Origin of the sequence: Dactylosporangium cerinum, from assembly GCF_042653625.1 — a bacterium.
Lineage (GTDB): Bacteria > Actinomycetota > Actinomycetes > Mycobacteriales > Micromonosporaceae > Dactylosporangium > Dactylosporangium cerinum.
Map to the genome: position 1 here is coordinate 152,709 of NZ_JBHSIU010000004.1, position 12,853 is coordinate 165,561.

14 protein-coding genes are annotated in these 12,853 nt (G+C 71.3%); 10 read left to right on the forward strand and 4 right to left on the reverse strand.

Annotation, left to right across the window (positions count from 1 at the left end):
• The first annotated feature begins 72 nt into the window (after window positions 1-72).
• The gene (msrB, locus tag ACFPIJ_RS01570) at window positions 73-483 is read left to right on the forward strand and encodes a peptide-methionine (R)-S-oxide reductase MsrB (protein ID WP_380112726.1); all 411 of its coding nucleotides are present in this window, start codon (window positions 73-75) and stop codon (window positions 481-483) included.
• 62 nt (window positions 484-545) lie between these two features.
• Complete coding sequence (locus ACFPIJ_RS01575) at window positions 546-941, forward strand: hypothetical protein (RefSeq protein WP_380112728.1); 396 nt, start codon at window positions 546-548, stop codon at window positions 939-941.
• 37 nt (window positions 942-978) lie between these two features.
• Here ACFPIJ_RS01575 and ACFPIJ_RS01580 read toward each other — a convergent pair whose 3' ends face one another.
• A complete protein-coding gene (locus tag ACFPIJ_RS01580; RefSeq protein WP_380112729.1) occupies window positions 979-1,743 on the reverse strand; it encodes an ABC transporter permease in 765 nt (254 codons plus the stop codon).
• A complete protein-coding gene (locus tag ACFPIJ_RS01585) occupies window positions 1,736-2,686 on the reverse strand; it encodes an ATP-binding cassette domain-containing protein (protein WP_380112731.1) in 951 nt (316 codons plus the stop codon). Before ACFPIJ_RS01585 ends, ACFPIJ_RS01580 begins: the two co-directional genes overlap by 8 nt.
• A 79-nt stretch (window positions 2,687-2,765) precedes the next feature.
• Here ACFPIJ_RS01585 and ACFPIJ_RS01590 point away from each other — a divergent pair, with 79 nt between their 5' ends.
• The 5 genes from ACFPIJ_RS01590 to ACFPIJ_RS01610 are packed head-to-tail and all read left to right on the forward strand — an operon-like array spanning window position 2,766 to window position 8,871.
• The gene (locus ACFPIJ_RS01590) at window positions 2,766-3,530 is read left to right on the forward strand and encodes a TetR/AcrR family transcriptional regulator (RefSeq protein ID WP_380112733.1); all 765 of its coding nucleotides are present in this window, start codon (window positions 2,766-2,768) and stop codon (window positions 3,528-3,530) included.
• A 54-nt stretch (window positions 3,531-3,584) separates the two neighbouring features.
• Window positions 3,585-5,936: a hypothetical protein gene (locus ACFPIJ_RS01595; RefSeq protein ID WP_380112735.1), complete on the forward strand. Its 2,352-nt coding sequence runs from the start codon at window positions 3,585-3,587 to the stop codon at window positions 5,934-5,936.
• A 6-nt stretch (window positions 5,937-5,942) separates the two neighbouring features.
• Complete coding sequence (locus ACFPIJ_RS01600; RefSeq protein ID WP_380112737.1) at window positions 5,943-6,857, forward strand: methyltransferase domain-containing protein; 915 nt, start codon at window positions 5,943-5,945, stop codon at window positions 6,855-6,857.
• Complete coding sequence (locus tag ACFPIJ_RS01605; protein ID WP_380112739.1) at window positions 6,854-8,401, forward strand: deoxyguanosinetriphosphate triphosphohydrolase family protein; 1,548 nt, start codon at window positions 6,854-6,856, stop codon at window positions 8,399-8,401. The genes ACFPIJ_RS01600 and ACFPIJ_RS01605 overlap by 4 nt, the downstream gene beginning before the upstream one ends.
• A 5-nt stretch (window positions 8,402-8,406) precedes the next feature.
• Window positions 8,407-8,871 (forward strand): GNAT family N-acetyltransferase, encoded by a 465-nt coding sequence (locus ACFPIJ_RS01610; RefSeq protein ID WP_380112740.1) that lies wholly within the window; start codon window positions 8,407-8,409, stop codon window positions 8,869-8,871.
• A gap of 179 nt (window positions 8,872-9,050) precedes the next feature.
• Here the strand turns inward: ACFPIJ_RS01610 and ACFPIJ_RS01615 are convergent, their stop codons facing one another.
• Window positions 9,051-9,365 carry a hypothetical protein gene (locus ACFPIJ_RS01615; protein ID WP_380112742.1) on the reverse strand — a complete coding sequence of 105 codons (315 nt, stop codon included), beginning with the start codon at window positions 9,363-9,365 and terminating at the stop codon, window positions 9,051-9,053.
• Between the two features lie 82 nt (window positions 9,366-9,447).
• Between ACFPIJ_RS01615 and ACFPIJ_RS01620 the strand changes: the two genes are divergently transcribed.
• From ACFPIJ_RS01620 to ACFPIJ_RS01630, 3 genes are read left to right on the forward strand one after another with little or no spacing between them, the layout of a single operon-like run.
• A complete protein-coding gene (locus ACFPIJ_RS01620; RefSeq protein ID WP_380112743.1) occupies window positions 9,448-10,083 on the forward strand; it encodes a hypothetical protein in 636 nt (211 codons plus the stop codon).
• An 8-nt stretch (window positions 10,084-10,091) separates the two neighbouring features.
• Complete coding sequence (locus ACFPIJ_RS01625; RefSeq protein ID WP_380112745.1) at window positions 10,092-11,459, forward strand: FAD-dependent oxidoreductase; 1,368 nt, start codon at window positions 10,092-10,094, stop codon at window positions 11,457-11,459.
• A gap of 2 nt (window positions 11,460-11,461) precedes the next feature.
• Complete coding sequence (locus tag ACFPIJ_RS01630) at window positions 11,462-11,893, forward strand: GNAT family N-acetyltransferase (RefSeq protein WP_380113056.1); 432 nt, start codon at window positions 11,462-11,464, stop codon at window positions 11,891-11,893.
• Window positions 11,894-12,153: 260 nt separating this feature from the next.
• Here the strand turns inward: ACFPIJ_RS01630 and hemQ are convergent, their stop codons facing one another.
• A complete protein-coding gene (gene hemQ / locus ACFPIJ_RS01635; RefSeq protein WP_380112746.1) occupies window positions 12,154-12,852 on the reverse strand; it encodes a hydrogen peroxide-dependent heme synthase in 699 nt (232 codons plus the stop codon).
• Window position 12,853 lies beyond the last annotated feature (1 nt).

Sequence of the window (12,853 nt, forward strand, 5' to 3'; positions counted from 1 at the left end):
CGCGCGCATGGCGGAAAATCGTGTTCGCGGGCTGTAATGGTCGCCCGGCGCGGGGCCGCCTACCGTTGAGGCATGACCGAGCCACTTGTCGACCTGCCCACCACCGATGCCGAGTGGCGCGTGCGGCTGTCCCCGGACGAGTTCCGGGTCCTGCGCCGCGCGGGCACCGAGGCGCCGTGGAGCGGGGAGTACGTCAGCACCAAGACCGCCGGCGTCTACAACTGCCGGGCCTGCGGCGCCCAGCTGTTCGAGAGCACCTCGAAGTTCGACTCGCACTGCGGCTGGCCGAGCTTCGACGACGCGATCCCCGGCACCGTGAAGGAGATCGAGGACCGCAGCATGGGCATGTCCCGCACCGAGATCCGCTGCGCCCGGTGCGACTCGCACCTGGGTCACGTGTTCCGGGGCGAGCGGATGACCGACAAGAACACCCGCCACTGCGTCAACAGCCTGTCGATCAAGCTGGATCCCGCTGCTGGCTAGGCATTCATGGATCTGCCATGATCACTTCCGTGCCTCGTCAATCGACCCGGACCAGAGTGATCATGGCAGTCCTGTCCCTCCCCCTGCTGCTCGGCTGCGGCTGCTGCGACATCGACTGGCCCTTCAGCGACGTTCCGGCGTTCACCGCAGACCAGGTCGTCGGCGTGTGGACCAGTGAGTGCGGCGGCAAGGTGAGCATCGCCGAGGGCGGGACGTTCCGCGCGGACGCCCTGGTCGTCTACGACGAGGACGCCGACCAGCACCGCGCCCCCGTGTCCGGCAGTGGCACCTGGACCCTCAAGCCCGCCGACAGCAACCACAACCCATACGCCGAGCTGACCCTCGAGGGCCGCCGGCGCCCCATCGAGCTGGACGCATGGCCGGGCGACGAGTTCAAGGACCTGCGCACCGAGGTCGGTGGCCTCGACGAGCCCGTCCGCTGCCGCCTCACCCGCTGACGGCCCGCCCGGCGACGGGTGGGCCGGGCGCGCGGGATCAGCCGCGGGTCTTGGACCGGAACAGCAGGGCCGTCGCGGCGATCGACACCGCCATGATCCCGAGGCACCACGCGACCGCCTGCCAGGGCGCCGAGCCGACCGGCTGGTCGAGCAGCAGGCCGCGCAGGCTCTCCGTGATCGGTGTGATCGGCTGGTGCTCGGCGAAGCCACGCAGCCAGGTGGGCATGGTGTCGACCGGGACGAAGGCACTGCTGGCGTAGGGCAGGAACGTGATCCCGAACGTGTAACCGCTGGCCGTCTCGGGCGAGGACGCGAGGAGCCCGAGGGCCGCCGCCAGCCAGGACACCGCGGTGATGGTCAGGACCAGGATTCCCGCCACGCCGAGCCACTGCATCGCGGAGGCGTGCGGCCGGAACCCGATGGCGAACGCGACCCCGAAGACCAGGGCACTGGAGAACACGTTGCGCGCGACACTGGCGGCGACGTGACCGGCGAGAATGGCCGGGCCGCCGACGTCGAGTGAGCGTAGCCGGTCGATGATGCCGCCGGTCATGTCGTTGGCGACGGAGCCCGCGGTCATGCCCGAGCCGAACGTCACGCACAGCAGCATGACGCCCGGCACGACGTAGGTGACATAGGCGGTGCCGGTGTCGATGGCGCCGCCGAAGAGGTAGACGAAGACGATCATCAGCATCACGGGCAGGACCAGCGACATGATGATCGCCTCGACGTTGCGGCGGCCGAGGCGCAGCGACCGGCCGCCCATGGTCAGCCACTGCGTGGCAACGGTGGCACTAGACATTCGCGTTCTCCTTGACAGCGGAGGTCGTGGTGAGGGCGAGGAAGACGTCGTCGAGGGTGGCGCTGTGCAGTGAGAAGCGGCGCACGGCGGCGCGGCCGGGGTCGATCTCGTCGAGGACCGCGCGGACGTGGGCCGCACTGCCGTCGGTGGTGACGCCGAGCGTGAGCCGCTCCGGGTCGCGCTGCACGACCCGGCCGCCGAGGTGGGCGGCGACGGCCTCCCAGCCGGACCGGTCCGCGAGCTCCAGGTCGAGGCGCTGGTCACCGAAGCGGCGCTTGAGGTCGGTGGGGGTGCCCTCGGCGACGACCCGGCCGTGGTCGACGACGGCGATGCGGTCGGCGAGCTGGTCGGCCTCCTCCAGGTACTGCGTGGTGAGGAAGACCGTCACGCCGGCGCTGACCAGCCCGGCGATCACCTGCCACATCGCCTGCCGGCTGGTGAGGTCGAGGCCGGTGGTCGGCTCGTCGAGGAAGATCACCGACGGGCTGCCGACGAGACCGGCGGCAAGGTCGAGGCGGCGGCGCATGCCGCCGGAGTAGGTGCCGGCCCGCCGGTTGCCGGCCGCGGTGAGGTCGAAGCGCTCGAGGAGCTCCGCGGCCCGCCGGGTGGCGGCGGCGGAGCTGAGGCCGCTGAGCCGGCCCATCATCCGGAGGTTCTCCGCCCCGGTCTGCAGTTCGTCGACCGCCGCATACTGCCCCGTGAGGCTGACCGCGCCGCGGACCTGCCGGCGCTGGCGGACCACGTCGTAGCCGGCCACGCGGGCCTGGCCGCCGTCGGGGCGCAGCAGCGTCGCCAGGATGCGCACGGCGGTCGTCTTCCCCGCCCCGTTGGGACCGAGCAGGGCGAACACGCTGCCGGCGGGGACGGCGAGGTCGACGCCGGTGAGGACGTCGAGCTTGCCGTAGGACTTCGTGAGGCCGGTGGCCTCGACAGCCAGGGACATGTCAGCTCTCTCCCGTGATCTTCTGCGTATGACGTACGCTCTACTGCGTATGTTATACGCAGAAGTAGGATCTGAGTCAATGGACAACGAGATGCCGGCCGTCCTCGCCGCCGCCTGGGGCCTGCGCACCCGGCCCGGCAAGGGGCCGAAACCCGGGCTGACCCTGGATCGGATCGTCGCCGCGGGCGTGCAGGTCGCCGCGACGGAGGGCCTCGGCGCGGTGTCGATGGGCCGCGTCGCGACCGAGCTGGGTGCGGCGACCATGTCGCTGTACCGCTACGTCGCGGCCAAGAACGAGCTGCTCGACCTGATGGTCGACGCCGCGATCGGCCCGCCGCCGCCGGCGCCGCCGGGCGAGGACTGGCGGGAGGGGATGCTGCGCTTCGCCCGCACCCACCTGGCGATCCTGCGCCGGCAGCCGTGGATCGTCCGGGTGCCGATCACGTCGCCGCCGCTGACCCCGAACCAGGTCGGGTGGATGGACCACGGCCTCGCGGTGCTCGCCGGGACCTCATTGGAGGAGCACGAGAAACTCTCCACGATCATGACCGTGAGTGGCATCACCCGGAACTGGGCGGTGCTGACGGCGGACATCACCGCGGCCGCGCAGGCGTCCGGGACGACCGCCGACGAGGCGATGCTGACCTACGGTCAGTTGCTCGGCAAGCTCGTCGACCCCCGGCGGTTCCCCGCGATCGGGCGGCTGTTGGCGACGGGCATCCTCGACACCCCGGATGAAACACCCGACACCGATTTTGAGTTCGGTCTGGCGCGGGTACTGGACGGCATCGCGACCTTGATCAGCCGAAGAACGGGCGACTCGCGCGCCCCCGACTGCGGTTGACGCGTTGAGAGGGGTGCGACGACTCATCTCGAGAAACGGCAAAATCTTGTGGCAGTGACCGTGGAGCAGCCCACGTCAGCAGCACCGGCGTCGGCGACGGCCCGATGGACGCCGCCCGCCTGGGCGCCGCCGGCAGCGCTCGGCGTGGTGGTCCTCATCGGCCTCGCCTACTACGGGGTGCCGGTCCTGACCACCGCGATCTTCACGGGCTATCTCGCCCTGGGGATCGTCCTGCCCGGCCTGCTGCTCTGGCGGGCGGTCCGCGGCCGGCCCGGCTGGCTCGTCGAGGACGTGGCCGCCGGTCTCGCGGTGGGGTATTCCTGCGAGGTCATGGCCTACATCGGCGCGCGGGCGATCGGGCTGCCGCTGCTGGTCGCCGCCTGGCCGATCGCCACCATCGCCACCTTCCTGCTGGTGCCGGGGCTGCGGCGGCACTGGCGCCGCACCGACCGGGAGGACGAGAAGACCCCGTTCTGGTTCTCGGCGATCCTGTCGGGCTCCGCGCTGGTGCTCTTCTTCTGGAGCGCCGTCCGGTTCTTCCGCACGCATGACGTGGCCGGCCGCGCCATGCTGAGCCCCGACGGCGACTCCCCGTTCCACCTGGCGCTGGTCGGTGAGGCCAAGCATCACCTGCCGCTCGTCTCCCCGTGGCTGCCCGAGCAGCCGGTGCTCTACCACTGGTTCGTCTACGCCGAAATGGCCTCCACCTCGTGGATCACCGGGATCGAGCCGCAGGTGCTGCTGGTGCGCCTGTCGCCGCTGCCGATGGTCTTCGGGTTCCTGCTGCTGATGGCGGTGCTCGGCAAGCGGCTCACCGGCACGTGGTGGGCCGGCGCCGCGGCCGCGGTCACCACCTACTTCGTGCTCACCCCGACGCCGTACCAATGGCGGCTCGACGGATGGTTCGCGGCCTTCGGCACCAACGCCTACGAGGACGGCTCGTCGCTGCGGGCCCAGATGTGGACGAGCCCGACGCAGACGTTCGGTGCGATCCTGTTCGCCGCGCTGGCGCTGGTGCTGGTCGACGTGCTCACCGGGGCCAACCGCAGACACTGGTTCCTGGTGGTGCTGCTGACCGCGGCCGTCACCGGCGGCAAGGCGACGTTCCTGCCGATGCTGCTGGCCGGCCTGCTGCTGGTCGTCGCGGTGCGCCTGCTGACCCGCCGGCGGGTCCGCCCGGCCGTCCTGATCGCGGTCGGGATCGCGTTCGCCGGCCTGGCCTTCGCCCAGTTCGTCCTGTTCGGCGGGGCCGCGCAGGGGCTCGCGATCGACCCGCTGCACTTCGCGCGGATCTCCGGCGCGCCCTACACGGCCACCTTCGCGCTGCCCGGCCACGGCTCGACGGGGCGGCTGATCCTGGTCACGCTGATCACGTTCGCGTGCTGGGCCTGCATCTGGCCCGGCGTGCTCGGGCTGGCCGGCCTCGCCCGGCGCCGCCGGCCCGACCTGAAGATCTCCGCCGACCCGGTCGTCCTGATGCTCGGCATCGGCCTGTCCGGCATCGGCGCGCTGCTGGTCTTCGGGCACGAGGGCGGCGCCGAGGGCTGGTTCATGGTGTCCGGGCGGCCCTACCTGTCGCTCGCGGCGGTGGTCGGCCTGGCCATGATCACGCCCGCCGGCGTGCCGAACCGGCGGATGCTCACGTGGGTGTACGGCGCGATCCTCACCGGCGCCGCGATCCTGATCGTGGTCCGCGAGTTCACCCCGAAGTGGACACCGCTGCCGGCCAGGACGGGTGGGGTCGCGCCGACCGCGGTCCACCTGGTCTGGCCCTACCTGGCGGTGCTCGCGCTGCTCGGCGTCGCCGCGTGGTTCGTGCGCCGCTCGTCGTTCCCGGCCAAGGGCACCGCCTGCGCGAGCCTGCTGGCCGGCGTCTGCCTGGTCACCGCCCTGCTGCACCTGTTCGACACGAGCCGCGAGGCCGGCCACACCGGCTGGCGCGGCGTCCAGCAGTACGCGCCGTTCATCCCTGACGGCACCCCGGAGGCCGGCCGGTGGCTGCGCGACCACTCCGACCCCGGCGACCTGGTGGCCACGAACGCGCACTGCCTCTCCGCCACCGGCGCCCCGCAGGGCGAGTGCGACAACCGGCACTTCGCGTTCTCCGCGTACTCGGAGCGCCGCTTCCTGATCGAAGGCTGGGGCTTCACCAACCGCACCCATCAGGTCGCCGCGGAGACCGGCATCAACGCCGTCTACGCGCCGTACTGGGACCCGCAACTCCTTGCGGACAACGACGCGGCCTTCTCCGCGCCGTCGGCGCAGACAATCGGTAAGCTGCGGGACCAGTACCGTGTGCGGTGGCTGTTCGTGGACGAGGCCCGCGACACCCCCGCATCCACATTGGGTGACTTCGCGCAGCTCCGGCATCGTTCTGGACAGATCGCCGTCTACGAGATCCGCTGAGGGATGATGAACGACACTGCGGTTGACGCCCCCGCCATCGAGCCGGCGACGGCGGGACGCCAGGCCCGCCTGGCCGGGGTGCTGGCCTGCCCGGCGTGCCACGCGCCGCTGCGGCTGGACGGCGGCGACACGATCGTCTGCGCGGCCTGCGGTCACCGCGGCCGGCGGCGCGTGACCGGCGGGGCGAGCCAGCTGACGTTCGGCGGGTTCGAGTCCGAGGAGCTCACCGCCGACGCGCTGAACCGCATCAAGGAGTTCGTCAAGAAACGGTTCAACAAGGTGTACCCGACGGCGATCAAGGTCCTGTCTCCGGTGATGGACCGCAACCTGATCATGCCGTTCCTGCGCAGCTTCGACCTCGACCGGGACCTCGTCGCCGACTTCGGCTGCGGCACCCACCGCCGCGACCAGCGGGTCATCTGCATGGACGGCGGCACGTATCCCAACGTCGACATCGTCACCGACCTGCGCAAGGTGCCGCTCGCCGAGGGCAGCCTGGCCGGCGGGATCAGCATCGCGGTGCTGGAGCACGTGCCGGACCCGGCGGAGCACATCGCCGAGATGCACCGCCTGCTGCGTCCCGGCGGGCGGATGCTGGTGTTCGTGCCGTTCATGCAGCCGTTCCACGCGTCGCCGTATGACTTCCAGCGCTACACGCAGGTCGGGCTGCGCCAGCAGTTCCCGCAGTTCGAGGTGCTCAGCGTCAAGGTCGGCGCCGGACCCACCTCGGGCATGCTGTGGACGCTGCAGGAGTGGCTGGCGATGCTGCTGTCGTTCGGCAGCATGCGGCTGTATCGGGCGATCCTGCCGCTGACCTGGATCCTCTCCCCGCTGAAGCTGCTGGATCTGCTGCTGGCGCACCACCCGGCGGCTGCGGTGACCGCGAGCGGTTTCGTCATCGAAGTCCGCAAGCCGTCATGAGGCCGGACCCGGCACCTTCATCGACCGGCGGCAGGGACGCGCGCCTGTTCGGCGGGTCCGACGGCGACCTGTCCGGCAACCCGTTCCGGGCCGACCGCGACCGGATCGTCGCGTCGCCGTTCTTCGCCCGCCTCGGCGGCGTCACCCAGGTGATCAGCCCGGGCGGGTCCGGGCTGCTGGTGCACAACCGGCTCACCCACAGCCTCAAGGTGGCCAGCGTCGCCCGCGGGATCGTGGAGCGGCTGTGCTCCCCCACCGCCGGCTCACAGTCGCTGCTGGACAAGCTCGGCGGCTGCGACGCCGACGTGGTGGAGGCCGCGGCGCTCGCACACGACCTCGGCCACCCGCCGTTCGGGCACCTCGGCGAGCGGGTCCTGGACCGGCTCGCCCGGCAGCGGCTCGGGCTGCCCGACGGCTTCGAGGGCAACGCACAGTCGTACCGCATCGTGACGAGCACCGAGATCAGCGGCTCCACCGTCGGGCTGGACCTGACCGCCGCGGTCCGTGCCGCCATGGCGAAGTACCCATGGACCCGGCGAACCTACCCTTCGCCGCACGTACACCTGATGCATCCGACACCACGCGGTGCCGGGGTGGATCCGGAGGACCCCGCGGCCGGGTCCGTGAAGTTCGGCGCCTACGTGACGGAGCTGGCCGACCTGCGCCAGGCCCGGATGCCGTTCGACGGGCTGCTCGCGCAGTGGCAGCAGACCGCGGAGGCGTCGGTGATGGACACCGCCGACGACATCGCCTACGCCATCCACGACCTCGAGGACTTCTACCGGGTCGGGGTCCTGCAGCAGGGCACCGTCGCCACCGAACTGATGGCGTGGCAGCGCGACGCGGCCGAGCTGCGCGGCCTGGACCTCGCCGCGCTGCGGCACACGACCCGCCGGCCGGGCCGGTCGGTGGAGCTGCTGCGCCGCGACATCTGCCGCAAGGACGGCTGGATCAGCGACGACGACGCGTTCTGGTCGGCTGTGGAGCACGTCCGGCACGAGCTGGTCGACGGGCTGCTCGCGGCGCCGTTCGACGGCTCGATCGAGGCGGAGCAGAGCGTCGCGCGGTTCTCGGCGCGGTGGACCCGCCGGCTGATCGACGCGATCCACGTGCGGGCGGACCCGCCGATGCGCTCCGGGCACGTCTCGCTCGGCACCGCGCAGTGGCACGAGGTGCAGGTGCTGAAGTTCGTGCACCACCGGTTCGTGCTCGAACGCCCCGACCTGGCGCTGCACCAGCGGGGCCAGGCGCGGTTGCTGGGGGCGCTGGTCGAGGCGCTGCACGCGTGGCTGGTCGACCCGGCCGAGGCGGTGCGGCTGCCACGGCGGCTGCACGACCTGGTCGAGATGGCCCACGCCGAGGTCCGGGACCTGACCGCGACCGACTACGGCCTCGCCGACGACGAGTTCGACCCGACGGCGATGGCCCGCGGCCGGGCGATCGTCGACTTCGTGGCCGCGCTCACCGACGGGCAGGCGGTCGGCCTCCTCGACGCGCTGTCGGGGCGGTCCCGGCAGCTGTGGACCGACGCCTTCGTATTGTGAACCGCATGCTCACGATCCGCCCGCTCAGCCAGGCCGAGTACGACGCCCGCATCCCCGCGCTGAAGGCCGAGTACGCGGCCGACGAGGTGCGCGCCGGCCGCGGTGCACCGCAGGACGCGCTTGCCCGCGTCGAGCAGCAGTTCGCGGCGCTGCTGCCCGACGGCCTCGCCACCGAGGGGCAGCTGATGTTCGCCGGCGAGGTGGACGGCGAGGTTGTCGGGTTCCTGTGGATCGCGCTGCCGACCGCCGACCGGCCGCAGGCCTGGATCTACGAGATCCAGGTCGACGAGGCGCACCGCCGCCGCGGCCACGGCCGGGCGCTGATGCTCGCCGCCGAGGACGAGCTGCGGGCCCGCGGCGTCACCCGGCTCGGCCTCAACGTCTTCGGTCACAACCCGGGCGCCCGGCAGCTGTACGAATCGTTGGGGTTCGAGACGACTTCGCAGCAGATGTCGAAGGCACTTGAATAGGCTCGAGTGTGAGCGCAGCGAGCATGGGGGGTGTGGGGTGGGAACCCCCCACGAAACCGCTGGCGAAGCGACGGAGCTAAGAAACTTTTGTGCATCAATAGGTTGCGGACGTCACTCCCGTACCACTAGAAAGGGTCGGTGACCACCGAGAGTGATCTTCCGGCGACTGGGCGCCGCATTCACTGGGGGCCGATCGGCGTTGCCGTCGCCGGCGTCGCCACGGTGGCTTTGACCGCGGTCCTCGTGTATCCGTTGACCCAGCCGTCCAGGCGGGCGTCCGCGGACGGCGGCCTGACACCCGAGCAGCGCCGGTCCGCGGAGATGGCGGGCCTGCCCGGCGCCGCGTCGCCAACCGCGTCCCGGTCGCCGTCACCGTCTGCGGCTTCCCCGTCGACGTCGCTGTCGGTGCCGCCCCGGGCCGCGTCCCGGAGCGGCGGGAAGCCTGCGGCGGGTAACACCGGGGTGGTCGCGGGGACCACTCTGACGGTGATCACCGGGGACCAGACGCTGTCCACGGACAACGCGGTGGTGGCCAACGCAGATATTCGCGGATATGTCCGTGTAACTGGGAAAAATGTGACGATCCGGAACTCGATCGTGCGGGGTGGGGCGGCCCGCTGCTCGGCCGCGGTCATCCAGATCGAGGGCAGCGCCGTCATCGAGGACGTCGAGATCGCGCCCGCCAGCCCCAACGCCTGCCTCGACGGCGTCTGGGCCACCGCGACGACCCTCACCCGGGTCAACATCCACGGCACCGTCGACGGTGTGAAGGCCGGCAACGACGTCGTCGTGCAGGACTCCTGGATCCACGACCTGACGTTCTACCGCAGCGGCGCCCCCGGCGGCGGCGAGACCGTCAACGACGCCGTCGACACCCGGGGCAAACGCCGGATCACGCTGCGGCACAACGTACTGTACCCCGGCGCCGACGCCAACGCCGCCTACCAGGTGACCCAGGAGGGCGGCGCGAGCGGCGACATCCGGGTCGAGAACAACTGGCTCGACGGCGGCCACTGCGTGCTCAACTTCGCCCACCGCGGCGGCGGCCCCACCCCGCTGACCGGCATCGCCGTGGTGAACAACCGCTTCGGCCGCAACAGCATGTTCGCCTGCCCCATCCTCGTCAGCACCGCCACGAACCTGAGCGCCAATTCCGGAAACGTCTGGGACGACACCGGCGCGGCCATCCCGGCACCCGACAAACACGATTAAATGGTCGGGTGAGCACTCCTGAGCGCCTGGTGGTGATCGGCGGCGACGCCGCGGGGATGAGCGCCGCCTCGCAGGCCCGCCGGCGCCGCCCCGACGACCTGCGGATCGTGGCGTTCGAGAAGGGGCAGCACGTCTCGTACTCGGCCTGCGGCATCCCCTACCTCGTCGCCGGTGATGTCGGCACCCCCGACGAACTCGTCGCCCGCACCCCGGAGGCGTTCCGCAAACTCGACATCGACGTGCGTCTCGGCAGCGAGGTCGTCGCGATCTCCCTCGACGACCGCTCCGTGACGGTCCGCGCCCCCGACCGCACCTATGACGAGCCGTTCGACCAGCTCGTCATCGCCACCGGTGGCGTCCCGGCCCGCCCCGACGTGCCCGGCGCCGACGCCGCCGGCATCCACGGCGTGCAGAACCTCGAGGACGGGATCCGGCTCCTGTCGTTCCTGGAGCGCCACCACCCCCGCCGGGCCGTCGTCGTCGGCGCCGGCTACATCGGCCTGGAGATGGCCGAGGCGATGATCAGACGCGGCCTGGAGGTCGCCCTCATCGACGCCGCCGACCAGCCGATGCGCACCCTCGACCCGGACATGGCGTCGCTCGTCGCCGACGCGCTGCGTGGGCTCGGCGTCGACCTGCGCCTGTCCTGCGCCCTCGAAGGCTTCGACGTCACCGGCGGCCGGGTCACCGGGGTCCGCACCGCCGAGGGCACCCTGCCCGCGGACATCGTCATCCTCGGCCTCGGCACCCGCCCCAACAGCGCCCTCGCCGCCGACGCGGGGATCACCGTCGGTGCGACCGGGGGCATCACCGTCGACCGCCGCCTGCGGACCTCCGCCGAGGGCATCTGGGCCGCCGGCGACTGCGTCGAGGTCTTCCACCTGGTCTCACAGCGCCCCGTCGCCATCGCCCTCGGCACCCACGCCAACAAGCAGGGCCGCGCCGCCGGCATCAACATCGGCGGCGGCTACGCCACCTTCCCGGGCGTCGTCGGCACCGCCGTTTCCAAGATCTGCTCGTACGAGGTCGCCCGCACCGGCCTGTCCACCACCGAGGCCGCCACCGCCGGCTTCGCCACCTTCACCACGGTCACCGAGTCCACCACCCGCGCCGGCTACTACCCCGGCGCCGTCCCCATCACCACGAAGATCATCGCCGAGCGCACCACCGGACGCCTGCTCGGCGCCCAGATCGTCGGCCAGGAAGGCGCGGCGAAACGCATCGACGCCCTCGCCGTCGCCCTCTGGCACGGCATGACCGTCGAAGAGATGACCGGCCTCGACCTCTCCTACGCTCCCCCGTTCGCCCCCGTCTGGGACCCGGTCCTCATCGCCGCCCGCAAGGCCGCCGAGCAGCTGGCTACGCTCAAGCCGTGATCATGCACAGCGCCCCGTTCGCCACCCTGGACGTCTTCACCCTGTACGCCCTGCTCCGCCTCCGCAGCGACGTCTTCGTCGTCGAACAGGAATGCGTCTACCCCGACCTGGACGGCCGCGACACCGACCCGGACACCGTCCACGTCTGGCTCACCTCCCCGGCGGGCAGCGTCACGGCGTACCTGCGCGTCCTGAGCGAACCGGACGGCACCGCGCGCATCGGCCGCGTCGTGACCGACCGCGCGCATCGCGGCCAGGGCCTGGCCGCCCGCCTGCTCGCCGAGGCCGTCTCGGTCGTCGGGCCGCGCGCGGCTGTGCTGAACGCGCAGACGACCGCTATTCGCGTTTACGAGCGGTTCGGGTTCGCTGTTTCGGGGGCGAGGTTTCTCGACGACGGTATCGAGCATGTCCCGATGCTGCGGCCTGCTCCCTGAGGGGTTGCGGTTCGCGGTCTTTTGTCGTCCAGACCTTCAAATATTCGCCCAACGTTGCGGGGACTTGATGGCACCGCCCGGCGTCCCCTTGCGCGAACGTGAATATTTGAAGGTCTGGTCGGAATCCCTACGCGAACCGCAACCAGCGACCCGACACGGCCCGCGCTTGATCAAAGAAGCGGCCACGGTCTCCCGGCGACTTCGATCAAGCGCAAGCTCGAATATTTGCAGGGCCGGTCGAAAGGGCAAACCAACGCCCTCTACGGCAGATTGGCGATCAGGTCCGCGATCTCCCGCCGCCGCCCGGTGTAGAACGGCACTTCCTCGCGAACGTGCCGCCGAGCCGTCGACGCCCGCAGCTCCCGCATCAGGTCCACGATCCGGTGCAGCTCGTCCGCCTCGAAGGCCAGCATCCACTCGTAGTCACCCAGCGCGAAGCTCGCCACCGTGTTGGCCCGGACGTCGGCATAGCCGCGGGCCATCTTGCCGTGCTCGGCGAGCATGGCGCGGCGCTCCTCGTCGGGCAGGAGATACCACTCATAGGAGCGGACGAACGGGTAGACACAGACCCAGGCACGGGCCTCCTCGTCGGCCAGGAACGCCGGGATGTGGCTCTTGTTGAACTCGGCGGGCCGGTGCAGCGCCATCTGCGACCAGACGGGCTGGAGGTGGGCGCCGAGGGCGGTGCGGCGCAGCGCCGCATAGGCCTCCTGGAGCGCCTCGGCGCTCGATGCGTGCCACCAGATCATGAGGTCGGCGTCGGCGCGGAGGCCGGCAACGTCGTAGGTGCCCCGGACCACGACGTCCTTCGCGGCCAGGTCGGCGAGGAACGCGGTTGCCTCGGCGGCGGTCTCGTCGCGGGTCGCCGGGTCGAGAGGGGTCGACGCCTGGAACACCGACCACATCGTGTAGCGGATCGAGTCGTTCAGCTCGCGGATGCGCGCGGCGTTGCTGGTCATC

Bases quoted from the DNA above. Each gene is read 5' to 3' on its own strand.
- msrB (WP_380112726.1), top strand. From the start codon at position 73: ATGACCGAGCCACTTGTCGACCTGCCCACCACCGATGCCGAGTGGCGC.
- ACFPIJ_RS01575 (WP_380112728.1), top strand. From the start codon at position 546: ATGGCAGTCCTGTCCCTCCCCCTGCTGCTCGGCTGCGGCTGCTGCGAC.
- ACFPIJ_RS01580 (WP_380112729.1), bottom strand. From the start codon at position 1,743: ATGTCTAGTGCCACCGTTGCCACGCAGTGGCTGACCATGGGCGGCCGG.
- ACFPIJ_RS01585 (WP_380112731.1), bottom strand. From the start codon at position 2,686: ATGTCCCTGGCTGTCGAGGCCACCGGCCTCACGAAGTCCTACGGCAAG.
- ACFPIJ_RS01590 (WP_380112733.1), top strand. From the start codon at position 2,766: ATGGACAACGAGATGCCGGCCGTCCTCGCCGCCGCCTGGGGCCTGCGC.
- ACFPIJ_RS01600 (WP_380112737.1), top strand. From the start codon at position 5,943: ATGAACGACACTGCGGTTGACGCCCCCGCCATCGAGCCGGCGACGGCG.
- ACFPIJ_RS01605 (WP_380112739.1), top strand. From the start codon at position 6,854: ATGAGGCCGGACCCGGCACCTTCATCGACCGGCGGCAGGGACGCGCGC.
- ACFPIJ_RS01610 (WP_380112740.1), top strand. From the start codon at position 8,407: ATGCTCACGATCCGCCCGCTCAGCCAGGCCGAGTACGACGCCCGCATC.
- ACFPIJ_RS01630 (WP_380113056.1), top strand. From the start codon at position 11,462: ATGCACAGCGCCCCGTTCGCCACCCTGGACGTCTTCACCCTGTACGCC.
- hemQ (WP_380112746.1), bottom strand. From the start codon at position 12,852: ATGACCAGCAACGCCGCGCGCATCCGCGAGCTGAACGACTCGATCCGC.